This window comes from Clostridiales bacterium, assembly GCA_014799665.1.
Lineage (GTDB): Bacteria > Bacillota > Clostridia > Christensenellales > Pumilibacteraceae > Anaerocaecibacter.
Map to the genome: position 1 here is coordinate 262,369 of JAAVHP010000012.1, position 25,213 is coordinate 287,581.

The window sequence follows — 25,213 nt, forward strand, 5'->3', positions numbered from 1 at the left end:
TAAAGTTATAGGGGATATGAAAGTGTCTGTCAATGAAAATAAAACGATACGAGTAGTAGCTTACGTTGATACGGCGGATAGATCCCCGAAGAACGATCTGCAACAGCAAAAAACGTTTTTTACCGATTTTGTAGCCGGACGCGACGATTGCGAACTGATCGACGTATATACCGATACGGATAAAGCGAGAACGGACGGCAAGCGCGTGGAGTTCGACAGAATGCTTGCCGACGCGGCGGGCGACAAGTTCGACTATATCGCGGTCAAGCAATTTTCAGAGGTGAGCCGAGATATAAACAAGTTTACTCTGGTAATAAAACGGCTAAAAGAGCTCGGCGTCGGTATATTCTTCATAACCGAAAACGTGGACACTTTGCACAGTAAAGAAATTTCAATGTTGCTTCGTTTGGTGGCTTAGGCAAAACAAAACCAAATTAACAATATAGGAGAATGATGATGAAAATTAAAAAGACTATTGCGATCGCATTGTCGCTTGCACTCGGGGCGTGCTTGTTTACGGGTTGCGCAAAGGGTCCGTCCGACGATATGCTCGACGGAACTCTCAATTCGGGTTTGGGTAGCGATAATTCACAAACCACGCCGAGCGGCGAGTATACTATCACATTCAATGCCAACGGCGGGTTGATCGGTACGAGCTCCACCGTTACTTGCACCACTTCGGGCGGCAAGCTGAGTGCTGGCGACGTTCCGATCGCAACGCGCAGCGGTTACGAATTCGATATGTGGACGGACTCTGTCGGGAACATTTTTTCGTACAGCACCACGTATACCGCTAATACTACTTTCAGCGCGCAGTGGAAGGATAACGGAAACGGCGGCAACGATAATAACTACGGTTACGGCAACGGCGACGATGATGACGATGACGATTATAATTACGGCTACGGCGACAGCAGCGATATCACGTTCATTTTCTCGACCGGCTGGGACGATGCAATATCCGACGTTCGCATCCATATATGGGGCGAGGGTGAAGATAACAACTACACCGATTGGAATTCGGATACCGACGCAAGCGGCGGCGACTACATGAGCGATAACTACGACGGAACGTATAGCTATACCGTTACCGTCGACTACCGCGGCGACATACAGGGACTTGTTATTACGTTCACGCAAGATGGCAAGCCGTGGTACGCAAAGAGTACCGATTGCACGTACTACTTCACAGCGGGCGAAACGTATTATCTAACGTTCGGCGATTGGAACAACGATATATACGGTACGATTGTTTGGGAAGGAGATGATGCTTGGGGCATAATACCGTTTGATCTGTACGTATCGTAGATTATTATTGTGGAAACCGTTCGGCAGTCGGTATCCGTCAATCGTTGATTTGTAAATCTTGACTGCCGCTTACTTTGTTGCTTTCTGTCGTTCGACTATATTTTATATCGACAGTGGCTAATCATTTTTCCCCATCATATAGTCAGGGCGAGTGTTCATACGAATACTCGCTTTGACGTTTTAAAAACCGACTTCGGCAACCGTAATTATCGAAGTCGGCTTTTTTCGTTTTGTTCGGCGAAAGGCTTGTTAAAAAACCGAAAAAGTGATATAATTGTCGAATAAACAGCACGGCGTAATTTTTATTACGCGAGGACGGTCGCATGATAATCAGCGCAAGCAGGCGCACGGATATTCCGTGCCGCTATTCGGAATGGTTTTTCAATCGCATTAAGGACGGCTATGCGCTCGTGGCTAACCCCATGAACGCCAATCAGATAAGCCGTATCGACCTGTCGCCGAGCGTCGTCGACTGTATCGTGTTCTGGACGAAAAACCCGACGAATATGCTCGACTCGCTCGACAAACTGGATAAGTACGCGTATTATTTTCAGTTCACGCTCACGGGCTACGGCACGGACGTGGAAGCGCGTATTCCCAACAAGAGCACGGAGATAATTCCCGCGTTCAAAAATCTTTCTAAGGCGATCGGGCGCGAAAAGGTTATTTGGCGGTACGACCCCATTATAATCACGGGCAAGTACACGACCGACTTTCATATCAATGCTTTCCAAAAGCTTGCGGGCGAGCTTGCGCTGTACACCGAAAAGGTGGTTATAAGCTTTGTCGATTTGTACGCAAAAACGGTCAGAAACGTAGCGGGCACGGGTATGCGCACGCCTACGCAGGGCGAGCGTATGGAGCTTGCGTTCAAGCTGTCAGACGTAGCGCGTTCGAACGGGCTTATCATAGAAACGTGTTCTGAAACGATCGATCTCGGCGGGGTGGGGATAGCCCACGGCTGCTGTATAGACAAAAAGCTTATAGAGCGCATTATCGGCTGCAAGCTGATGGTGCCCAAGGATAATAACCAGCGCAAGGAATGCGGGTGCGTGGAGAGCATAGATATAGGCGCGTACAACACTTGCCCAAACGGCTGTAAGTATTGCTACGCCAATTACAGCAAGTCCACCGTCGACCGTAGCGGCGTTATGTACGATCCGTTATCTCCCATACTGTGCCGCACCATCCGCGACGAGGATATAGTTACCGAGCGCCCCACGCGCTCGCTTAAAAACAATCAAATTTCGTTTTGGGATTGAAAATCGGTTGAGATAGTTCGCAGAAGATGGTATAATAGTACAAAGTTTTTTTGTTGAGGTATTCAAGCCTTCCCCTCAGGGGGAAGGGGGACCGCTTGCGGTGGATGAGGTGATAAATCTTATCCTTTGGAGGTAAGGCTATGGAAAGAGAAAAGCTGGATAAATGGGCGGAGTTATTGCTCGACACGGGCAAGCGCAATAATCTCGTCAACTTCAAAAACACCAAGGCGTCTACGGTGGATATTGTCGTGCCGAATATCGTCGAGCTGTTAAAGCGTGCCGAAAAATACGGCGTGCTCGAAGTATACGATCCCAAGCTGGAAGGCGACGAGGAGATAGAGCAAGAGGACGACGAGGTCAAGCGCATATCGCAAGCCGAGTATGTTGCCGCATATAAGCCCAAGCTAAAAAGCAATCAGGTGCTTTTGTACAACTTTTCTGGCAAGCCGCTTACCGCGCTCAATAACGTGGGCAAGCGCGCGCGTTCGGCTGTCGAGGAAACGGGCGTAAACATAGCGTATATCGCCATGGGCTTTATCGAGTGGAAGGAGAACGATACCGATAAAGCATTTCTTCACGCGCCGCTTATACTTATGCCTATCACCGTTGTTCACGAATCGACTATCGATCCGTACCGCATAATCGTGAGCCCTGACGAGTGCATAATAAACCCCACTTTCAGTTACAAGCTGCTTAACGAACAGGGTATTCACTTGCCCGAGTTCGACGACGATATAGACGCGTTCCTATCCGCCGTTCAAGCCGACGTGGATAAGCTCGGTTGGTACGTTACGCGCGAATGCAAGATAGGCATTTTCTCGTTCCAAAAGATTAATATGTACCGCGACCTCAAAGACAACGGCGATATTATCGTCGCCAACCCGTCGGTGCAGATCGCGCTCGGCGAGGTCGAGCCCGGGAGCTTTCCGCCGCCGCAAGTGGGCGAGGTCAACTTTAACGTAGTCGACGCCGATTCCAGCCAGCTTGAAGCGATCGCGCTCGCCGAGTCCGGCGCAAGCTTCGTTCTTCAAGGCCCGCCTGGAACGGGCAAGAGCCAAACGATAACCAACATTATCGCCGAGGTTTTGTCCAACGGGAAAAAGGTTCTGTTCGTGTCCGAAAAGCTTGCCGCGCTCAACGTGGTTTACGACAAGCTGAAAAAGGCTGGCTTAGCCGATTTCTGCTTGGAGCTTCACAGCCACAAGGCGAACAAAAAGATCATAATAGATGAGCTGTGTCGCACGCTTAAAGCGAACAAGAGCGCACTGTCTGAGCGCGCCGCGCGCGAGGTGGAGATCAAGCAAGCTACGGCGATGAAGCTGGACGGATACGTAGATGAGCTTCATGCCGTGCGCCCGATCATCGGCAAGAGCCTTTACGCGCTGTACGAAACGTACGCCGCGTACCGCAAAGAGCCCGACGCCGTGTACGCCATAAGCGATATTTCGAGCAAGACGGAAGAATACCTGCATGACGCGGAAAGCTTACTGTCGCGCTACGTTTCGTATATAGAGAGCATAGGCGACGACTACCGCGACAACGTTTGGTACGGCTACCAAAAGCCCGCGCCGTCGTTCGAGGACGAGCTCAAACTTACGCAAAGCCTTAAAGCCGCGGAAAAGTTCAACGCGGGGCTTACCTCGCTCGCCGCGGAGCTTAACGATCAAACGAGTATAGTCATAGACAACGCCGAACTGTTTTCGGCGGCGGTCGCGTTTTTCGAGATCGCGGGCAAGAGCGAATTTTTGTCGCCCGAGGTTTACTCGGCGGATGCGTCTAATGTTCGGCTTAAAGCGGAGCAGCTGTTCGAGCTCGCGCGCATTATAGTTGATTACAAGGATAAGATCGACGCGGCGTACACCGCCGAGGTTTACAAGCTGGACGGCGCGGCGGCGCATAGAACGCTCGTTCGCGATTATTCGGGCTTTTTCAAACGGATGTTCGGCAAGGAGTACAAGCGGCTCGTCAAGCTCGATCTTCGCGCTTGCGCTAAGGACGGCAAAACGCCTAACTACAAAAAGGCGGTCGCGTCGTACGAGGCGTTGTCCGTTTATCAGGCTAAGCGCGCCGAGTTCGACCGCTTGACGGACGAGATAAAGCCGTACATAAGTGGCGGCTACAACGATACCGATACCGATTTCGCGGCGCTCGTCGCAGAGCTTAAAGCGCTCGAAAATGCCGTAAAGACGGGCGTCGATTTGAGCGTGCTTACCAAAAAAACGCCCGCCGAGTATACCGCGGTCAAAACAGTGTTCGTAGATATTTCGGCGCAGTATAAAAGCCTTGCTTCGCAGTACGAGAGCGGCACGCGTGAGGCGGAAAGCTGCTTCGGCCGCGATAAGTTCGATTTCAACCGCGAGAGCCTTAATCTGGTCGGGCTTAAAATTTCGGGCTGTATCGACGGCGTCGACAAGCTCGGCAATTACTGCGCGTTCTGCGCGCTGTTGAGCGAAGCCGAAAAGGCGGGGCTCAAATCGTTTATCGATTATTCTATCGAGGAAGGGTACGGGATCGACCACACCGTCGGCGCGTACAAAAAGCTTTTCTACCGTCAGTGGATAGACGCGGTGCTTCGTCAGTCGCCGCTATTGTCGGAGCTCGGTCGGCTTCCGCACGACGAAGCGGTCAAGCTGTTTGTGCAAAAAGACGAGCTCGATTTCGAGATCAACAAGGCTAAGCTAAAAGCGGTGCTTTCGGAAAAACGCCCCGCGCTCGACATGGTGGCGCGCGGAAGCGCGGTGTCGGTGCTTCTCCGCGAGGGCGAGAAGAAGCGTAAGCAAAAGGGTGTAAGACAGCTTCTGTCTGAAATACGCGATCTTGCGCTCACGCTCAAACCTTGCTTTTTAATGTCACCGCTCAGCGTCAGCACCTACCTCGACAGCGATATTCAGTTCGATACGATAGTGTTCGACGAGGCGTCGCAGATCTTCCCGCAGGACGCGATCGGCGCAGTGTATCGCGCTAAACAGCTTATAGTCGTAGGCGACAGCAAGCAAATGCCGCCCACTAATTTCTTCAACTCAGTGGTGGAAACGGACGACGAGGAAGAAGACATAGGCGAGTTCGAGAGCATTCTCGACATCTGCTCGACGGCGCTTCCGCAGTGCCGACTTAAATGGCATTATCGCAGTCGGTACGAGGAGCTGATTGCGTTCAGCAACCGCAATTTCTATGACGGCGAGCTCGTGACCTTCCCGTCGGCGTACGGCGACAAGTCGGGCGTGGGCGTTGATTACTGCTTCGTCGGGAACGGCATTTTCGACCGCAAGACCAAGACCAACCTCGAAGAAGCGAAGGCGGTCGTAGACCTGGTGTTCGACAACTTCGAGAAGTTCCCCGAGCGCAGCGTGGGCGTAGTGGCTTTCAGCGTGGCGCAGCAGGACCTTATAGATAAGCTTATAGCTAAGCGTCGGCGCGCCGACCAGAGCAAAGAAAAGTTTTTTAGAAGCGACCTTGCCGAGCCGTTCTTTGTCAAGAATCTCGAAACGGTGCAGGGCGACGAGCGCGACACTATCATATTCAGCGTGGCGTACGGAAAAGGCAGCGACGGGAAGTTCTTGCATAACTTCGGTCCGCTCAATCGCGAGGGCGGCGAGCGCAGGCTTAACGTTGCCGTCACTCGCGCAAAGTTCAACGTTAAACTCGTGACGGGACTCAGCGCAAACGATATCGACCTTAAACGTACGCAGTCGGCTGGCGCGCGGCTACTCCGCGAATATATAGACTACGCCGAGCGCGGCGCAAAGGTTTACGCTAAGCAGTCTGGCGCCGATAACGCAACCGCCGAGCTTTTCGACGAGTTCGAGTTCGAACGCGAGGTGTGCGAGTTTTTGGAGAGTAAGGGCTATCGCGTGGATACGCGCGTAGGGTGCTCGGCGTTCAAGATCGATATTGCCGTCAAGCTGCCGCAGTCCGACGATTACGTTCTCGCGATCGAGTGCGACGGCGACAGCTATCGCAGCGCCAACGGCACGCGCGACCGCGACAGGCTGCGCACTCAGGTCCTCGAACGCATGGGCTGGAAGTTCTATCGGCTTTGGTCAACCGACTGGTTTGGCAATAAGCGCGTGGAAAAGGATAGACTTCTCACGGCGATCGAACAGGCTAAGCGCGGTAAGAGCGAGGATAAGGACGAGACGGACAGCGACGAAATAAAGTCGTTCGCCGAGGAAATGCCGCAAAAGAAGTTTAAGCTTCCCACTTATCACAAGGTAGACGAGCGCGAGGAAGCTAAAAAAGCGCGCGGCAGTTATCTCACTTTGGTAAGAGGCATACTCGAAAAGGAAGCGCCGCTCGCCGAAGAATGGTTGTTAAAGCGCACGCTGTTCGCGTTCGGGCGCGACAAGATGACCGACGCGGTCAAACGCGACTACCGCGCCGTAATGTGGGGGTGCGCAAGGCTCGGCATAGTGCGCCGTAACGGATACTTGTATATCGAGGGCAGGGAAACGCCAATGCTGCGCCTGCCCGACGGCGATACCACTCGCGAAATCAAGTATATATGTTTAGAGGAGCTTGCGAACGGTATACTCGCAGTATTGAAGCAAAACGTGACCGTCAACCGTTTGGGGCTTTACAGACTGCTCGCCGAGCGCTTGGGTGCGTCACGCCTTACCGACGCGATAACCGAGCGGCTGGACGCGGCGCTTAGAACGCTGACAGATAAGATCAATATCGACGGCGAAACGCTGTCGCTTAAATAATACGGGTATAAAAACTATGGAATTTGACAAAAACGATTGTTGTTTCGTGCGCGACGGAAATAGGTTCCGCTACCGCGCGGGCGCGATCATCGTCGAGAACGGGTGTTTGCTTCTCGTCACCAACGATGCGAGCGATTACTATTACTCGGTGGGTGGCGGCGTGCACATCGGCGAGACATCGGCGGATGCCGTCGTTCGTGAGGTAAAAGAGGAGACGGGCGTCGATTACGAGATAGACAGGCTCGCGGTCGTGCACGAGAATTTCTTCTGCACGGACAGCGGAGTCAATAAGGGGCTTATCCGTCACGAACTGTCGCTGTTCTATTTAATGAAGCCGCGCGGCACGCAGGAGATACACTCCGACAGCTATTGTCCCGACGGTAAGGAGTTTTTGGAATGGGTGCCGTTCAATAAGCTTGATAAGGTGCGGTTCTATCCCGAGTTTTTACGGGAATTTTTAAAGGACGGCAAGCTCTGTATGCCCGACGGAGTAGTGCGAAAAGTAACGAACGACCTGTAAAGAAAACAGTTGTAATTTGTTCCGTAATGTGGTAGAATAAAGGTAATAATAAAAACGTGGTAGGTTTATGGACGATAAGATTTTTTACAATGACAACACCGAACAAACGCAGTTGAGCGGTACGGGCGCAAAGACGTACAAAATGATCGCGTTCCGCGGCAAGGTCGTATTTCCCGGTCAAGCCGTGCATTTTGATTTTGTGCGAGACAAGTCGTACGCCGCGATACTTCAAGCCGTGGAGAACGGCGAAAACGTGTTCTTGTCCGCGCAAAAGCGCGCGACAATGGTCAATCCCGCGCCGCAGGACATCTACCGCGTGGGCGTTTTGGCGTCCATAAAACAGGTTCAACGACTTCCCGGCGACGCCATGCGCGTGGTGTTCATTGCCGACCGCCGTATGGAGATCGACAGCTACGTTTCGCTCAATCCGTACTTCGAGGTAACGCTCAAAGAATATGAGTACGAGCGGGACGATCCTGTGTATTTCGAAGCGGTCAAGCGCAGGCTCGACGAGCAGTTCCGCGAATACAGGCGGATAGATACCAAGATCCCCGGCGACGTACTCAGTTCGCTCACGGTTGACGACGGCGAACGGTTCGTGTCCATGATCGCGGGGTATATCTTTACGAGCGACAGCGAGAAGCAGGCTGTACTTCAAACGCGCAAACTGTCAGAGCAGTACGAAACGATCCTTACCGCGCTCACGCGTGAAACCGAGATCCGCGCTATGGAAAAGCGCATTTCGGCTAAGGTCAGGCAGAACATAGACAAGAACCAGCGCGAGTATTATATCCGCGAGCAGATCCACGTGCTAAAAGAGGAGCTCGGCGAGGACGCGGACGAGATAGACGAGCTCAGGAAAAAGCTGAGTGAGCTCAAACCGTCCATGCCCGAAGCGGCTGTCGAGAAAGCCGAAAAGGAAATAAGTCGGCTCGAAAAAATGAGCGCGTCGTCGCCCGAAGCCAACGTTTCGCGCACGTATATAGAATTGCTTTTGGATATGCCGTGGAATACTTCCACCGCCGACGATATAACCCTCGACCATGCGCGGAAGGTGCTCGCTGAGGATCACTACGGCTTAGAAAAGGTGAAAAACCGCATACTCGAATACCTTGCCGTATACAAGCTTACGCATAATCTCAAATCGCCCGTGCTGTGCTTCGTCGGCCCGCCCGGGGTAGGTAAGACCTCGATAGTTCGCTCGATAGCGCGCGCGGCTAATAAAGAGCTTGTCAATATGTCGCTCGGCGGCGTTCACGACGAAGCGGAGATACGCGGACATCGCAGAACGTACGTTGCGGCTATGCCGGGGCGTATCATAGACGGCATAAAGCGGGCGGGCGTGAATAACCCCGTGTTCCTTCTCGACGAGATAGACAAAATGACCGCCGATATCCACGGCGATCCCGCGTCAGCGCTCTTAGAAGTTCTCGATCCCAGCCAGAACTATAACTTTAAAGATAACTACCTCGATATGCCTTTCGATCTGAGCAAGGTCATGTTCGTAACGACCGCCAACTCGCTCGATCCGCTTCCGCCCGCGCTCCTCGACCGTTTGGAGGTCATAGAGCTGTCTGGCTACACCTACGAGGAAAAACTTCAAATCGCAAAGCGTTATTTGGTTCCCAAAGAGCTCGAAGCGAACGGACTCAAAGATATAAAGATCGATATAAGCGACGCGGTGATAATGCATATCATTTCGGCGTACACGCGCGAAAGCGGCGTAAGAAACTTGGAGCGCGAGATAGCTACTATCATGCGCAAGATAGCGCTCAAAGTAGTCGAAATGGACACTGCGCCCGAAAAGGTCAAGGTCAATAAAAAGGATATCGCCGAGTACCTCGGGCCCGAAAAATACAACGAGACTCGGCTTAACGAATCCGACGAGGTCGGCGCGGCTACCGGTCTTGCTTGGACGAGCGTGGGCGGCGTAACGCTGTCTATCGAAGCTTCGGTCATTTCGGGCGGGAAAGGCGAGCTCAAACTGACGGGCAGTCTCGGCGACGTTATGAAAGAATCGTGCTTGGCGGCGCTGTCGCTCGTGCGTTCGCGCGCCAAAGAGTACGGCGTGCAAGAGAACGCGTTTACCGAAAACGACGTGCACCTGCATTTCCCCGAGGGCGCAACGCCCAAGGACGGCCCGAGCGCGGGTATTACTATCGCTACCGCGCTTATGTCGGCGTTCTCCAAAAAGGCGGTCGCGCACGACGTCGCAATGACGGGCGAGGTCACGTTACGCGGCAAGGTGCTGGCGATCGGCGGGCTCAAAGAGAAATCTCTCGCCGCGTTCCGTGCGGGCTATAAACGGCTTATCATTCCCAAGGATAACGTAAAGGATTTAGCCGACGTTCCCGAGGAAGTCAAAAACAATATCGAGATCATCCCCGTATCGACGATAGACGAAGTGTTTAAAAAAGTGCTTAATTAGGCAACCTTTAATCCCTGTTTCATAACATGAAAATCAAGTCCGCAAAGTTCATAAAAAGCTGTTCCGACCCCAAGGCGGCGGCTGAATACTCGCCGCAAATTTGCGTGGCGGGTAGGTCGAACTGCGGAAAATCGACGCTACTGAATATGCTTATGGGGGCTAAGCTGTGTAAAACGAGCTCGACCCCCGGGCGCACAAGGCTTGTCAATATCTTCGAAGTGACGACGGACAGCAACCCGTTCTACCTCGTCGACCTTCCCGGTTACGGTTACAGCAAGGCGGCTAAGTACGAAGCGGATGAATGGAATGCCCGTACCGAGGGTTACTTTTCGAGCGGTAACAACATAGCGCAAACGCTGTGCTTAATGGATATTCGCCGCGATCCGTCGGATCTCGATAAAGTGCTCATAAACTTTCTACGCGATATGGGTTTGCCGTTCACCGTAGTGCTTACAAAAGCGGATAAGCTCAGCCGCGCGCAAGCGGGCAACGTCAAAATATCGATCGCCGCCGCGCTCGGGCTTGCTCGCGACAATCTTATCGTCACGAGCGGCAACAGCGGGCAGGGCAAGGATAAGCTCGTCGAGCGCTTGGGCGAGATATTGTCAGTATCTGACGAAGAAGATTAAGTACATAAATCGATAGAACTGAATAAGCTCTATCGATTTTTATTTCGAAAAATTATAAAAAAAGCGTACAAACCCATTGACTTCGGGGGGGGGTATGTTATAATAACATTGTTAAAATTATTCTTGACGAGGATAAACTTATGTTCAAAGCTTTAAAAAAATTGTTTTCGATTTTTGTAATTGCCGTAATGATCGCAATTATGTCTTTTATGATGATTGCGTGCGGTAATAATGATAGCGGAACTCCCGATAACGGCGACGGAACGGGTAATAGCCAAACGGACGGTAATAATACGGACGATGACTCGGATGACGATAATACCGATAATAACGGTGATGACGGTGATGACGACGAGAATAAAGATAATGACGGTGACGACGAAGAAAATAACGGCGACGATGATAACGGTGAGAATACTCAAAAACCTGAATTTATCGGCGCTGTATCCAAGCTGAATTATGATACCGAAGCTCTTGCGGCGGAGGCTTTTATTGCGGCTGAGCTAGGCGGGGCGTTTGTAAGCTATGAAGTCGGCAATGAACTTACGGCAGAGCAAATAGCCGAGCTTAATATTGCGGAAGCCGAAAAAGCAAATATTAAATCGATTAAACGCGCTACCGTAAAATTTCATATCGATAACGGCGAGCATAACCGTTCCGTAATTCGTGCCGAGGAAAACGACGATAAAACTATCGATTGTCTTATAATACAAAATACTTCCGATAAGTTCTATTATTACGTTCTTCCGCCCGAGAACGGAGAGCTCATCTCGCGCAGTTATTACGATACGGTTTTCAACGCCGAGCAGTACGTGGGCAGTAAAATCATCGGGATTTGGGATTGTGGTTATTATGGTTTGGTTTCCGAAGTAACTATGTATGTTTTTGACGGAATAATAAAAATCGAGCAAAAGCAAACCGTTAATATAGGCGACGGAAACAAAGATGTATTTTATTACAACATATATTACGTAAAGCAGAGCGCTAATGTTTACGAAATTATTTACGAACTTGACGAAAGCGGAGAGATTAAAAATAGTCACATAGTTAAATCGAGTCGTAGTTGGGATGAGGCGGTTTTGGAAACGATGGACGAATATTATGAATATCCTTGCTATTGCTTTGAGAAAACCGAAAACGGATTTAAGGCTAACGACGAGTATTGGGAAGTCTGGTACGCTAATGCGTTCGACGTTCCGCAACAGTCTAACTTGACTTCGGCGACGCGAGAGGTTACAGTATCCGACGGCAAGATAACTTACGTCAAACAGGAAATGAAATGGACGCAACCAATTAGCTACTACGAACCCGAGCTCGGAACCGAGGACGTATCCGAAATCATCGAGATAACGATGACCGACGCGGACGAGCAAGATAAAGTCGAGATAACGCCCGAGATGTTAATGATGATAGAGGACTATTTAGCGCAACAAGAAGAATAAATTATTAGCTTTATAAGAAGTGCGGTGAAGCCGCGCTTCTTTTTTTGTCACTTTTCGGGCGACGCTTGCATAGATATATACGGTAAAATTTATTTATGCGGAGGAGCGGTATGGCGATAAAGGCAGGATGCGACGGGAATTTCACGGACGGGTTATGCTGTCGAATGGTTATAGAAACCAAGCGGGTGTTCGACGGTTGTAAGTTTACCGAAAACAATATATCGATCACGCTCACGACCGCGGCGCAGCTGCCGCAAAACGCCGTGTTCGAGTCGGCGAGGATCACGAGCAGCGAGCTTGTGGGATACACAATTACTCAGCATAACGACGGGTGCTATCGGGTATACGGCGATATAGTAACGCATTTTGCCGTAACGTACTCGTCGGGCGGCTTGCTCACCACCGTCGACGCGCAGTTTACCGAAACGCGCGACGTGTTTTTGCGGCTGCCCGATAACAATTCGATCGTGCCGTATTCGATAGACGTAACGTCGTATATGCGAGTGCTCAGCGGCGCGGTAGTAGGTCCTAACGCAATTACGGTAAACGGCTGTCTTTTGCAAATAATAAAGGTGACCGCGCCCGTCGATATTCTAATTCCCACTTACGGATATTGCAAGTACCCGCCGTGCACGGGCTGCGTATGTCCGGGGATAGATCAAGAGGTGTTCCCGACGATCGATGATAATTAGTAAAACATAATTAAACCGTTTGACAAACGATTTTTATGGTGTTATAATAAACTTATGAAGGTGTACGCAATATCGGATCTGCATTTATCCATAAATAATCCCAAGCCGATGGACATATTCGGCGCGGTATGGGATAATTATTTGGACGATATTGCTTGCTCGTTAAAGGACGTCGAAAGCGACGATTTGGTGCTCATGGCAGGCGATCTTTCGTGGGCTATGTCACTGGAAAATGCCGTGCCCGACCTCGAATACATAGGCAGGTTCAACGGCAAAAAGATCCTTACGCGCGGCAACCATGATTATTGGTGGAAGGGAATATCCCAGGTCCGCGCAGCGCTTCCGCATAACGTGTACGCCATTCAGAACGACTGCTTGCGCTTTCAAAACGTTATAGTTTGCGGAAGCCGCGGGTGGAGCGCAGACGATAAGTCCGAGGACGGCAAGCGTCTTTACGCGCGCGAGCTACTAAGAATGGAAATGTCGCTCCAAGCCATGCAAAAGCAAAGAACGGACGGCGACAAGGTGATCTTCATGATCCATTATCCGCCGTTCACGACCAAGTTCGACAGTACCCCAGTCAGCGAGTTATTCGAAAAATACTCGGTCGACGCAGTGGTATACGGTCATCTCCACGGCAAAACCTGTTACGCCAAGAGGTATTTCGAGAAAAACGGTATCAAATACTACCTCACTTCGTGCGATCAGGTGGGCAATAAAGCAGTCGAGATACAAATTTAGTTAAAAATACGTAAAAAATTACATAAAAATGGGCAAAAAGGGTTGACAGTGGTCAAGCCGTGTGGTAAAATACTCTTAAAAGGGCGAATTGCGCTCAAAAAGGGTTTTTTACAATGTTCTACGGGCAGTTTCATCATCAAATGGACGATAAGGGGCGGTTAAGAATACCGCCTACTTTTCGCAAGCTGCTCGGCGACAACCCTATGATTTTTTGTTGCTTCGGCAAGTGCTTATACGTTTACACGGGCGAGGATTACGAAAAGCTTATAGAAAGGTTTTCTACTGCCGATATGCTCGACGACGATATGGGCGATATTATGCGCGCCATATTCTCATCCACTCAGCCGCTCGTTGAGGACAAGCAGGGCAGGGTATCGCTTAATTCCTCGTTTATGGAACAATGCGGACTCACAAAGAACGTCGTGTCTATCGGCGTACTCAACCACGTAGAGATATGGGACGAGGACGAGTTCAAGACGCACATGGCTGGTATCGACCGCAAAAAGATACTTGCGCCGTTCAGTTCTAGCCGCGGGAAAGAATGATGTATCATGTTCCCATAATGGCGAGCGAAATCGTCGAAGCGCTTAACGTGGAAAAGGGAAAACTGTTTTTGGATGCGACGCTCGGCGGCGGTGGTCATACGAGCGCGATACTGAAAGCAGGCGGGAGCGTTGTTGCGATCGACCGCGACGACGAAGCCCTTCAATATTGCCAGTCCTATATAACGGGCGATATTACGTACATTAAAGGTCAATACGAAAATGCGCCTGCGCTACTTCGTGAGCGCGGGATAGAGCATATCTCGGGCGCGGTCATCGACTGCGGGGTGAGCTCGCACCAGTTGGACGAGCCCGAACGCGGCTTCTCGTATATGCACGACGGTGCGCTCGATATGCGCATGGATAGGGCGCAAAAGTTTTCGGCGTACGACGTAGTCAACGGATATACGGAAGAACAGCTTATCGATATCCTGCGGCGCTACGGCGAAGAAAACTTTGCTCGGCGCATAGCAAGCGCGATAGTCAAGCGCAGGGCTCAGGGCGATATAAAACGCACCGTGGAACTCGCCGAGCTGATACGGCAGTCCGTGCCGTACCGTAAGAGCGGGCACCCCGCCAAAAAGACTTTCCAGGCGATACGAATAGAAGTCAACGGCGAGCTGAAAGGACTGTACGACGCGATTTGCGGCATTTTCGATATGATAGAGAGCGGCGGACGGCTTGCCGTACTGAGCTTTCATTCGTTAGAGGATAGGATAGTCAAGGCGGTGTTCAAGGAATTCCAAACCGACTGTATCTGTCCCAAACAACTGCCGGTCTGCGTGTGCAACCACCGCGCGATAGGCAAGACGGTCGCTAAACTCAAACCGAGCGAACGCGAACAACAGGAAAATACGCGCAGCACCTGTGCAACGCTGCGCATCACGGAAAAACTTTGAGGAAGGTAAACATCATGGTCAGCACCAAACGACGCATCGAAAAAGAAACCGATCGCCAAGGCGGGTACGGGACGGAAATCGTTCGTTCTCCGCTCGCTTACGAATATGACAAAATCTATACCGAAATGCCTTCCGCTAACGCCCAGAACGGAAGTAGGGTTTTGAACGATAACGAGTTCAATATCACCGCGTCGGCTACGCAATCGGTTACCGATAACACGTATACCGCCGCGCCCACCGCGCCCGCGCAAAACCTTCCGCCGCGCCCCGAACGCGAACACGTTCGCCGCGAGCGCGAGGATATTTTGCCGTCCGTAAAAACGCTTTCGCACGGCGAGACCAAGCAGGAGCAGTCTGTCGAAAGAGAGAGCAAGGCGGAAAGTTCTTCTCGTCCCGCGCAGCACGCTCGCGGCGGGATAAGCGGCAAGACCAAGATCATGCTTTGCGTGTACGTGGCGGTCGCGATCGTGCTTGCGATAGCGGTCATCGCGACGGGCGTATCCATTTCGGCGGCGAGCAGCGAGCTCAGCGTTATAAGCGAAAGCATTTCGCAAAACCAAGCGGTCATATCCGAACAGCAATCGACTCTCGCTTCGCTTCGCGACGACGACGCCATTCGCGGTAAGGCAGTCGAGAGCGGCATGATTCAGGCGAGCGTGCCCGCGTTCAACGTTTCTCCCACCGAAAACGTTGAGTATCCCGAAGCCGAACCGCACACCAACGGGTTTGACGAATTCTGCGACTGGTTAAGTCAGATAATAGGTTAGCAAATACGGCTCGTCCATAACGGACGGGCTTTTTTAATTCCTAATTCTTAATTCCCGATTATTTTCATATACATACCGAGAGGTAGAGTATATGAAAGCTTCGCATAGCCTTTTGCGGAAAAGAATACTCGCTGCGTTTATTGCGCTCGTCGTGGTGTTTATAGCGTTATTCGGCAGGCTGTTCTATATAATGATAATAGACGGCGATTTTTTGCGTGCCAAGGCGAGCGAGCAGTGGTACAGAGATTTGCCGCTTAAAGCGCAACGCGGCAAAATGCTCGACCGTAATGGCGAAGTGCTTGCCGACAGCCGCGACGTTTTCACGCTCTACGCCCGCCCGAACGCAGTGACCGACAAGCAGGGCGCGGCGACAGAGCTTTCGTCCGCACTCGGGCTCGACTACGATAATATCCTGCAAAAGCTCAATACTTCCGTCGGCGAGGTCACGATCAAGCGCAAGATCGACGCGGAAACAGCGTACAAGCTCAGGGATAAAAATATTTCGGGGCTTTATTACACGCTCGATACCGAGCGTTCGTATCCGTACGGCAGCTCGCTCGCGCAGATCCTCGGCTTTACCAATATAGACAACGTGGGACAGTCGGGCTTGGAAAGCTATTACGACAAGTATCTTACGGGTGTGGACGGGTTCGCGTACACCAGCACCGACATGGCGGGGCGCGAGGTCGAGGGTTCGGCGACGCGGTATCTTCCGTCAATTCCCGGGTGCGATCTCGTTCTTACAATAGACGCTAATATCCAGAGCTTTGCAGACAGCGCGGTAGCGGCGGCGCAAGCCGAGTTTAACAGCAAGTCGGCGTCCATGATCGTCATGGACGTGAACACGGGCGGCATACTCGCCATGGCTAAAAGCCCGTCGTTCGACCTGAACGATCCGCCGCGCAACGACCTTGATCTACTTAACGAGCTGTCGCGCAATACCATGATAGTCGATATGTATGAGCCGGGCTCGACCTTTAAGATCTTCACGACGGCGGCGGCGCTCGAAAACGGCGTTGTCAGCGATAACGACACGTTCTTTTGCGCGGGCTCGCGCACCGTCGACGGTCAGCGGATACGATGCTGGCGGTCGATAGGTCACGGCAGTCAGCACCTTGCCGAAGGTGTGATGAACTCGTGCAACTGCGTGTTCATGGACCTTGCGGCGCGTTTGGGCACCGAAAGGTTTTACGCCGCGCTCAAAAACTTCGGGCTCGGGCAAAAAACGGGCGTCGATTTTTCGGGCGAAAGCTCGGGAATGCTCATGAACGAAAAGAACGTCAAGCCCGTCGATCTTGCGCGTATCGGGTTCGGTCAGGCGGTAGCCGTCACGCCGTTACAGCTCATTACGGGCGTATGTTCGGTGGTGAACGGCGGCAAGCTGTACGAGCCGCACCTTGTAAAAGAGGTCGTTTCTTGCGACGGCAAGACCGTAGCTACCCGTACTCCCACCGTCGTGCGCCAAACGGTGAGCGAAGCGACTTCCGTTAAAATGCGCGAGTATCTGCGCGGCGTTGTAGATAACGGCGGCGGAAGCCGCGCGGGCGTTGCGGGGTACGCGATAGGCGGCAAGACGGGCACGGCGCAAAAGTATTCGGGCGGCGCGATTGCGCAGGGCAAGTATATATCGTCGTTTATAGGGTTTGCGCCCGCCGACGACCCGCAGTACGCCGTTTTGACGATAGTAGACGAGCCGCAGGGCTACGTTTATTACGGTTCGCTCGTCGCCGCGCCGTACGCGGGCAGAGTGTTCGGCGAGATTTTCGACTATGCCGATATTGCTCCTACCGAGTCCGTCGATATAGAATACGTTCCCATGCCCGACGTTATAGGAATGACAGTCGCGGAAGCGGTGAGCCTGCTCGAAATGACGGGGCTCAACGTGGAAACGGTGGGAGAAGGCAAGGTCACTGCGCAAACGCCCGTACCAGATACCAAAGTCAAGAAAGGCGAGTGCGTTCTTATAAGGGATAATTAGGAATTAAAGAGGATAAGATTAATAAAATTACCACGCAGGGGTCAATCATTCCTAATTGATTTTACTGTCGAATAATGATAACCTTTGCGTAAGCAAGGTCGAGTAGCTAACAAAAGCGTTACAATATCGATACTAACCAAGCGGAGAATAAAGTTATGCGTCTTAACGAACTCGGATTAGCGGACATCGACCTCGACATAGCGGGGCTTGCGATCGACAGCTCGCGCGTGCAAAAGGACTATTTGTTTTTTTGTCTTGTCGGCAAGACCAACGACGGGCATACGTTTGCCGAAGAAGCGGTGCGGCGCGGCGCGGCGGCGATAGTAGTCGAACGCCGTCTCGCACTCGACGTAATGCAAATCGAAGTAGACGACACCCGTAAGGCGCTTGCGTTATGCGCTTCGGCGTTCTTCGGGCATCCCGCGAAACGGCTCAAAATGATAGGTGTTACGGGCACAAACGGCAAAACCACGACCACCTATATTATAAAGAGCATTATCGAGGCGGCGGGGCATAGCTGCGGGCTTATCGGCACCAACGCCGTCGAGTACTGCGGAAATAAGTTCGACGCCGTGCTTACCACTCCCGACCCGATCGACCTGTTTTCGACGCTCCGCGACATGGCGGACGTGGGGGTGGAGTACGTTGTCATGGAAGTATCGGCGCACGCGCTCGCGCTCAGTAAGGTCAACGGCATAACGTACGAGGTGGCGGCGTTTACCAATTTTTCGCGCGACCATCTAGACTATTTCGGCAATCTCGACGCATACGCCGCCGCCAAGAAAAGCTTTTTCACGCCCGAGTACGCGCGCGCGGCTGTAATAAATGCCGACGACAGTCTCGGCGCAGAGCTTATCCATTCGACCAAGCTCCCGACCGTGACTTACGGTGTGGACAATCCAAGCGACGTTTTCGGCATCGATCTTAAAATGAGCGCGTACGGGCTTAGCTACGTTATCAACGTTGCGGACAGCGTGGGAACGGTTAAGTTCAATCTTACGGGTCGGTTCAATATGTACAATACGCTGTGCGCGGCGGCGGTCGCGAGCTCGCTCGGTTTTTCGTTAAACGACGTTATTGCCGGCATTCGCGACGTAAAGAAGATAGACGGCAGGTTCAATATTATCAACACCGCCAAGTGCAGCGTTATTATCGATTTTGCGCATACCGACGACGGGATCGCCAATATCCTGCGCGCCATACGCGAGTTTGCGCCCGGAAAAATCATAACGGTGTTCGGCTGCGGCGGTAACCGCGACACCACTAAACGCGCGATCATGGGTAAAATCGTTTCGCAAATGAGCGATTATTGCTTCGTAACGAGCGATAACCCTAGGTTCGAGCCGCCGCTCGACATAATCAATCAGATAGTTTCGGGCATTCGCGAGATAGGCGGGGAAAACTACACGCCCATTGTCGACAGGAAGGAAGCTATCCGTGCCGCGCTCGACATGGCGAACAAGGACGACATAGTGCTTATCGCGGGCAAGGGCGCGGAACGGTACAACGACGTTATGGGAAGGCGGCAGCCGTACAACGACGAGCAGTACGTGTTGGAGCTTGCCAAGGAGTTTGGATTTTGATAAACGTACTTTGCGGCTTTTTGTCGGCGTTCGCAATAGGAATGCTGTTGCTGCCGCTCAACGTCAGGCTCGTAAAAAAGCTTAAAGCGGGACAACCCATACTCTCGTACGTGGACAACCATAAGGTGAAGCAGGGTACGCCCACCATGGGCGGCGCGTCGATAGTGCTCGCGATCCTGCCCGCACTGTTTTTCGTAAGCTACGCCGATAAAACGGTTTTCGTCATACTTATAGTCACCGTCGGGTACGCGCTTATCGGGTTCATCGACGATTTTATCAAGGTTCGGTACAAGAATAACAAGGGGTTGTCGGCGGCGCAAAAGATAGTCTTTCAGGTATTGCTCGCAACGATAGTGTCGGTGTACGCCTATTACAGCGACGGCGTGGGGTCGAGCGTGCTGGCGCCGTTCGCGCCGGTGACCGTAGAGCTCGGCAGGTTCGCGCCCGCATACTATATCTTTATATTTTTGGCGTTCACGAACGCGGTAAACCTCACCGACGGGCTGGACGGCTTGGCGGCTTCTGTCACCGCAACGAACACGCTGTTTTGCAGCGTGATGCTTGGCATTGCGGCGTTTGCGGGCGTGCTTACTTCTAAAGGATCGCTTGATATGATAGTGCTGTGCGCGGCGGCGACGGGCAGTCTTTGCGCGTTCCTGTGCTACAACACGCACCCCGCAAAGATATTCATGGGCGATACGGGCTCGCTCGCGCTCGGCGGGTTCTTGGCGTGCGTGGCGGTGCTCGGCAGAATGTCGCTCAGTATGCTCCTCGTCGGCATAATGTATATAGTAACTACGCTGTCGGTCATTATTCAAGTGGTCGTTTTTAAGCTTACGCACGGCAAACGCGTATTCTTAATGGCGCCGCTTCACCACCATTTCGAGCGGAAAGGCGTGTTCGAGGGCAAGATCGCGGTTATATATACGCTCGTGACCTTCGTGTGCGGGATAGTCACCGTCGCGCTAATGCTGGCGTTGTATTGATCAAAATAAATCGCAGCGAAGCGGTAATTAATAATTCTTTATTTTTGATTATTCTCATATATTAAACTATGAGAATTTTCGACGGCAAAAAGTTTTTGATCTACGGCAACGGTATATCGGGCAAGGCGGCAAAAAAGGCGATCAAACGCCTTGGCGGTAAAGCCGATATATTATCGGACGTTCACGGCGCGTTCACTCCGCCCAAGTCGGCTTACGACACGGCTGTGATCAGCCCGGGAATACGCCCGTCGCACGATGTTTACGGGTATTGCAAGGAACGGGAAATACACATAACCACCGAAGCGAAGATCGGTTTGGACATAGCTAGGTCGCGGAACGTAAAGACGGTAGGCGTTACGGGCACCAACGGCAAGACCACCGTCACGAAACTCATCGCGCAGATGACGGGTGGCGTGGCGTGCGGAAACATAGGCTATCCCGTGTCGACGGCGGCGCAGAAATACGACTGTCCGCTTATCGTCGAGCTGTCCAGCTTTCAGCTGCATAACGGCGGGATCGCGCCGCATATCGCCGTCATTATAAATATGGCGTCCGATCATGTCGATTGGCACGGCAGCAGGGAAAATTACTTCGCCGACAAGTGCAAGATCGCAAACGATCTTACCGAAACTGACTTCTTGATACTCGGTGAGGATATACCGCTCGGCGCGCTCGAAAGCTTAAACACCAAGGCGCAAATTCTTTCGTGCTCGGTATCGCGCCCCGTCGACGGTGCGTACGTAATGGGCGGCGATTTCTATTTTTGCGGCGAACGCGTTTGCTCGGTCGATTATCTTCGCTTGCCCGGTACGCACAACGTAAAAAACGCGCTGTGCGCGATCGCTGCGGCTAAGCTACTTAACGCTACCGACAATGCTATTCTTCGCGCGCTGTCCACCGCCACGCTGTCGCCACACCGTATCGAGCGGGTAGGGCGCAAGCTCGGCAAGAACTGGATAGACGATAGCAAGGGCACCAACGTGTCGGCGTGTTTGGCGGCGGTCGGGCGTATGCTCGGCACGGTCTGTCTTATCCTCGGCGGCAGAGGAAAAGCGACCGACTTCGACGAGCTTTTCGAAAACCTCGACAGCCGCGTTATCGAGATAGTCGCAATGGGCGAAACGGCGCAGAGCGTGCGCGACAGCGCGGTCAAAAGCGGCAAACCGCTCAAAATATCGGTAGTGAGCGGGCTCAAAGACGCCGTAGAGATAGCGGCGTTATCGTCGGCGCAAAACGTTTTATTATCGCCGGCGTGCGCGTCGTTCGACGAGTTCGGCAGCTACGCCGAGCGCGGCGAAGCGTTCAAAGCGGCGGTTAAGGCGCTCGGCAAAAACAAAAAGGATGAAAAATGAGAAAGCTTAGAGGGAATTTCGCTAAAACACCGTCGGTCATGAGCAAAACCTCGGGCAAGTCCGACGTTATGCTCGTGATAGTCACCGCGCTCCTCGTCGGGTTCGGCGTGCTCATGGTGTACTCCGCAGGCTCGTATACCGCGACGCGCATATACGGCACGCAATACTATTACGTGTACAAGCAGTTGACGGGTGCGGCGCTCGGGTTTGCGGCAATGTTCCTATTCTCGCGTATCGACTACCACGTTTTGCTCAAGCTCAGGTTCGTCATACTCGCGGTGTCGATCATACTACTTGCGATCGTATTTATCCCCGGTGTTGGCATAACAAACTACGGCGCGCGGCGGTGGATAAACCTGCCGTTCTTTACCATACAGGCGAGCGAAATAAGCAAGTTCGGGTTTATCGTGTTCGCGGCGGCGTATATCGGCTCGCGCGCGGACAAGATAACGACCTTCCGCGGTATACTGCCCGTGGTGGCGGTGGGCGGAGTGATATGCTTGCTTATCATACTCGAACCGAATATGTCGGTAACTATCTGTATGGCGCTTTTGATGATAGTGATGCTGTTCCTCGGCGGCGCCAAAATCAAGCATTTATTAATGATAATAGTGCCGCTTATCGCGGCGGCGGTCGTTTTGATACTTATAGAACCCTATCGGTTTGCGCGGCTAATGGCGTTCATCGATCCGTGGCAGAGCCCGTTGGAGGAAGGGTATCAGCTCATTCAGTCGTACTACGGACTGGGTGCGGGCAGCTTTTTCGGCGTGGGACTGTTCAATTCCAGACAGAAATATCTGTTTTTGCCGTTCGCCGAAAGCGATTTTATATTCAGCGTGATAGGCGAGGAGCTCGGTCTGTTCGGCTGCGCGATCGTTTTTGCCGCGTATATCTTTATAATACGCCGCGCGCTCAAAATCGCAATGGGCGCGCCCGATAGGTTCGGGTTTTTGCTGTGTAGCGGTATAGCCGCGATCATAGCCATACAGGTCATGGTGAACATAGCGGTAGTAACGGGAAGTATCCCGCCGACAGGTCTGCCGCTTCCGTTCGTGAGCAGCGGAAGTTCGGGACTTATCGTGTTTTTGAGCGGTATAGGCGTGCTCAATAACGTCAAGCGCATGAGCCATAAGAGCAGCGAATTAATGTTCGTCAAACCTATAAAAACTGAAAAAAACGAAAACGCCAAAAAACTTTAAAAGCAAATCCAGCGTAAGGTTTTCTTGCCTACTTCTTTCCAAAAAGAAGTAGGGGAATAGGTTGACACCTCGCAAGCGAAGTGATAAAATAACAGTGTGAACTACTTCGGTCAAACGTTCAAATACTTAAAGAAAACCTTCTGGTTGCCGACGGTAATTATGCTGATACCGTCGGTTATTGCGTGTTTGCTATACGAACCGTATAGGGAAGTGGTGTTCGTCGGCGCGTTCGATTACAATCCGTATATTGGCGTGTCGAAAACTTTCGGCGTCGTTTTCGGCGACTGGAAGTACGTTTGGCCCGCGATCCTAGTCAGCATAACCCAAATCGTAGCGGTGGCGATAATCATGTCGGCCATGGATACCCATTTCCGAACAGGCAGACTAACTCTTCGCCACCCGTGGCGACTTATTAATTACTCGGTTTTCCCGATCGCGCTCGGGTTCGTGCTAATGGGGCTTATATCGATTGCGCTAAGGTTCTTGCTGTTCGGGCTGGTCATGCTCGTGCAGGTGATTTGCCGTTCGATAGGTCTGCCGAGCGGAGTCGCGCTCGCATTGATCGCGGCGGTTGCGTTCGCGTTGTTCGTTCTTCATGTGCTGATAATCACGCCCATGCTGTTTTGGGCGCCTATAATGTTCGTGTACGGATATAGGTTCCGCGACGCGGCGGCGACCTCGTTCAAGCTGATTTCGGGTAAAAAAGTATTCCCGTCGCTATTGATACCTATGATCGTGTGCGCGGGTATTCAGCTTTTGGTGCGGCTGATCGGCGCACCGTACGCCGTGGCTTGCGTGGTAAGCTTTTTCGTGTTCCTCGTCACGAACGTGTACGTCACGGTAGCGATAATGATAGCGTTCTACGACATAAGCGGATTGGAGCGGCGCGATATAAAACCCTATCAAGCCGTGCCGTTGCCCGTGCCCAAAAAGCCGGAGCCGACGCCCGATAATAATAAGGATAAGGATAACGCCCCCGAAAAAACGGACGACACGGTCGAAAAGCAACCGAAAAAGAGCTCGGGCAAGAAAAAATCGTCCGATCGTCCGGAACCCGTAAAGGAAAGCGACGTCGAAAACAAACCCAAAAAGCAATCGAAGTCCAAGAAACGTACGACAAAAACGGTCGATCAGTCCGAACAACCCGAAGCGGAGGTGAATAATGGCATTTAAGAATGCTTTAAAGAACCTCGTGGCGCATTTCGGTATAGTGTGGGCGCTTCTATTATATATAGTAATATTCACCGCGATCATCGTAGGGCTAAGCTTGCCGTTCCTTCTTCCCATAGCAAACGCTTTCGCAAGAGCGGGTGTATTCGAGGGGATAGGCGCGGCGTTCTCCGCTATGTTTGGTGAAGGCGGTTGGAACGGACTATGGTCGGGATTGTATGAGGTTTACAGCGAGATCGTGAGCGTGTTCGAGAGCAACAGCCGTTACGGCTCGCTGCTCATGACCTTTTTGATATTCGTCGTAATAGTCGCGTTTAGGTTTTTATTCGGCTTGCATGAAATTCCGCTCGCGACCGTGCTCGACGGGAGAATGTCCAGCAACGCGCAGTTCGGACTGGGCGGCAAGTTCTTTTCCACGCTTTGGACATCGGCGCGGTATTCGCTCGCCAAAATGCCCATAACGATAGCTTTCGACGCGATCACCGCGGGCATACTATACGGTTGTATAAAGCTTTTCGGGTTGTCGGTTTGGTTGCCGTTCGCACTTATCTTGGTTATCATAGTATTCAGCGCGTTGAAAAGCGCAATGCTCGCTTGCTGGGCTCCGTGCGTAGTTAACGGCTACGGCGTAATAAAAGGCTTTGCCAAATCGGTGGAAATCTGCTTTAAGAAGTTCGGCAGCATGTACTCAACCTATTTCGTGACTTGGCTTTTGATGGTCGCCGTCGGTACGTTCGTAACCGTATTTACTCTCGGCGTCGGAATTTTGATTGCGCTGCCTTTTGTCACCGCGCTATTGGGACATATCGGCATCACCGAATACTATAACAAAACCGGTAAACGCTATTATATCGACGGCGTGGTGTTCACTCCGCCCGTTGTGGAACAGGGGACAAGCGGTAACGATAGGTAATCGGGACTTGACGGGCGGCTGAGCCGTCCGTTTTCATTTGTGGCAATTTACCGCTTTTGCGCGAAAAAACCTTTGTTTTACCTTTATAAACAGTGCCGA

Annotated in this window: 20 protein-coding genes; all 20 read left to right on the plus strand. The window is 52.0% G+C overall.

Annotated features, from left to right (window positions below; genetic code table 11):
- Positions 1 to 22: 22 nt before the first annotated feature.
- On the plus strand, positions 23 to 418 hold the full coding sequence (locus HDT28_05925) for a recombinase family protein (GenBank protein MBD5132107.1): 396 nt from the start codon (positions 23 to 25) through the stop codon (positions 416 to 418).
- Positions 419 to 456: 38 nt separating this feature from the next.
- A complete protein-coding gene (locus HDT28_05930; GenBank protein ID MBD5132108.1) occupies positions 457 to 1,308 on the plus strand; it encodes an InlB B-repeat-containing protein in 852 nt (283 codons plus the stop codon).
- A 323-nt stretch (positions 1,309 to 1,631) separates the two neighbouring features.
- Positions 1,632 to 2,570 carry a DUF1848 domain-containing protein gene (locus tag HDT28_05935; GenBank protein ID MBD5132109.1) on the plus strand — a complete coding sequence of 313 codons (939 nt, stop codon included), beginning with the start codon at positions 1,632 to 1,634 and terminating at the stop codon, positions 2,568 to 2,570.
- 140 nt (positions 2,571 to 2,710) lie between these two features.
- The gene (locus tag HDT28_05940) at positions 2,711 to 7,273 is read left to right on the plus strand and encodes a DUF4011 domain-containing protein (protein MBD5132110.1); all 4,563 of its coding nucleotides are present in this window, start codon (positions 2,711 to 2,713) and stop codon (positions 7,271 to 7,273) included.
- A 16-nt stretch (positions 7,274 to 7,289) separates the two neighbouring features.
- Positions 7,290 to 7,793, plus strand: coding sequence for an NUDIX domain-containing protein (locus HDT28_05945; protein ID MBD5132111.1), 504 nt, complete (start codon positions 7,290 to 7,292; stop codon positions 7,791 to 7,793).
- Between the two features lie 67 nt (positions 7,794 to 7,860).
- Complete coding sequence (lon, locus tag HDT28_05950) at positions 7,861 to 10,221, plus strand: endopeptidase La (GenBank protein ID MBD5132112.1); 2,361 nt, start codon at positions 7,861 to 7,863, stop codon at positions 10,219 to 10,221.
- A gap of 26 nt (positions 10,222 to 10,247) precedes the next feature.
- Positions 10,248 to 10,850, plus strand: coding sequence for a YihA family ribosome biogenesis GTP-binding protein (locus HDT28_05955; GenBank protein ID MBD5132113.1), 603 nt, complete (start codon positions 10,248 to 10,250; stop codon positions 10,848 to 10,850).
- A 209-nt stretch (positions 10,851 to 11,059) separates the two neighbouring features.
- On the plus strand, positions 11,060 to 12,292 hold the full coding sequence (locus HDT28_05960; protein ID MBD5132114.1) for a hypothetical protein: 1,233 nt from the start codon (positions 11,060 to 11,062) through the stop codon (positions 12,290 to 12,292).
- A gap of 110 nt (positions 12,293 to 12,402) precedes the next feature.
- Positions 12,403 to 12,984 carry a hypothetical protein gene (locus HDT28_05965; protein MBD5132115.1) on the plus strand — a complete coding sequence of 194 codons (582 nt, stop codon included), beginning with the start codon at positions 12,403 to 12,405 and terminating at the stop codon, positions 12,982 to 12,984.
- A gap of 54 nt (positions 12,985 to 13,038) precedes the next feature.
- Entirely contained in the window at positions 13,039 to 13,725 is a 687-nt protein-coding gene (locus HDT28_05970) for a hypothetical protein (protein ID MBD5132116.1), read from the plus strand.
- Positions 13,726 to 13,865: 140 nt separating this feature from the next.
- On the plus strand, positions 13,866 to 14,270 hold the full coding sequence (locus HDT28_05975; protein MBD5132117.1) for a hypothetical protein: 405 nt from the start codon (positions 13,866 to 13,868) through the stop codon (positions 14,268 to 14,270).
- Positions 14,267 to 15,166, plus strand: a complete 900-nt coding sequence (rsmH, locus tag HDT28_05980) for a 16S rRNA (cytosine(1402)-N(4))-methyltransferase RsmH (protein MBD5132118.1) — start codon at positions 14,267 to 14,269, stop codon at positions 15,164 to 15,166. The genes HDT28_05975 and rsmH overlap by 4 nt, the downstream gene beginning before the upstream one ends.
- A complete protein-coding gene (locus HDT28_05985; protein ID MBD5132119.1) occupies positions 15,163 to 15,933 on the plus strand; it encodes a hypothetical protein in 771 nt (256 codons plus the stop codon). The genes rsmH and HDT28_05985 overlap by 4 nt, the downstream gene beginning before the upstream one ends.
- Positions 15,934 to 16,024: 91 nt before the next feature.
- On the plus strand, positions 16,025 to 17,911 hold the full coding sequence (locus HDT28_05990; protein ID MBD5132120.1) for a PASTA domain-containing protein: 1,887 nt from the start codon (positions 16,025 to 16,027) through the stop codon (positions 17,909 to 17,911).
- A gap of 155 nt (positions 17,912 to 18,066) precedes the next feature.
- Complete coding sequence (locus HDT28_05995; protein MBD5132121.1) at positions 18,067 to 19,494, plus strand: UDP-N-acetylmuramoyl-L-alanyl-D-glutamate--2,6-diaminopimelate ligase; 1,428 nt, start codon at positions 18,067 to 18,069, stop codon at positions 19,492 to 19,494.
- Positions 19,491 to 20,480 (plus strand): phospho-N-acetylmuramoyl-pentapeptide-transferase, encoded by a 990-nt coding sequence (locus HDT28_06000; protein ID MBD5132122.1) that lies wholly within the window; start codon positions 19,491 to 19,493, stop codon positions 20,478 to 20,480. The genes HDT28_05995 and HDT28_06000 overlap by 4 nt, the downstream gene beginning before the upstream one ends.
- 68 nt (positions 20,481 to 20,548) lie before the next feature.
- Positions 20,549 to 21,832 carry a UDP-N-acetylmuramoyl-L-alanine--D-glutamate ligase gene (murD, locus tag HDT28_06005; GenBank protein MBD5132123.1) on the plus strand — a complete coding sequence of 428 codons (1,284 nt, stop codon included), beginning with the start codon at positions 20,549 to 20,551 and terminating at the stop codon, positions 21,830 to 21,832.
- Positions 21,829 to 23,031, plus strand: coding sequence for a putative lipid II flippase FtsW (gene ftsW / locus HDT28_06010; GenBank protein ID MBD5132124.1), 1,203 nt, complete (start codon positions 21,829 to 21,831; stop codon positions 23,029 to 23,031). The genes murD and ftsW overlap by 4 nt, the downstream gene beginning before the upstream one ends.
- A 96-nt stretch (positions 23,032 to 23,127) precedes the next feature.
- A complete protein-coding gene (locus tag HDT28_06015) occupies positions 23,128 to 24,204 on the plus strand; it encodes a hypothetical protein (GenBank protein ID MBD5132125.1) in 1,077 nt (358 codons plus the stop codon).
- Entirely contained in the window at positions 24,194 to 25,114 is a 921-nt protein-coding gene (locus HDT28_06020) for a hypothetical protein (protein ID MBD5132126.1), read from the plus strand. The genes HDT28_06015 and HDT28_06020 overlap by 11 nt, the downstream gene beginning before the upstream one ends.
- Positions 25,115 to 25,213: the final 99 nt, after the last annotated feature.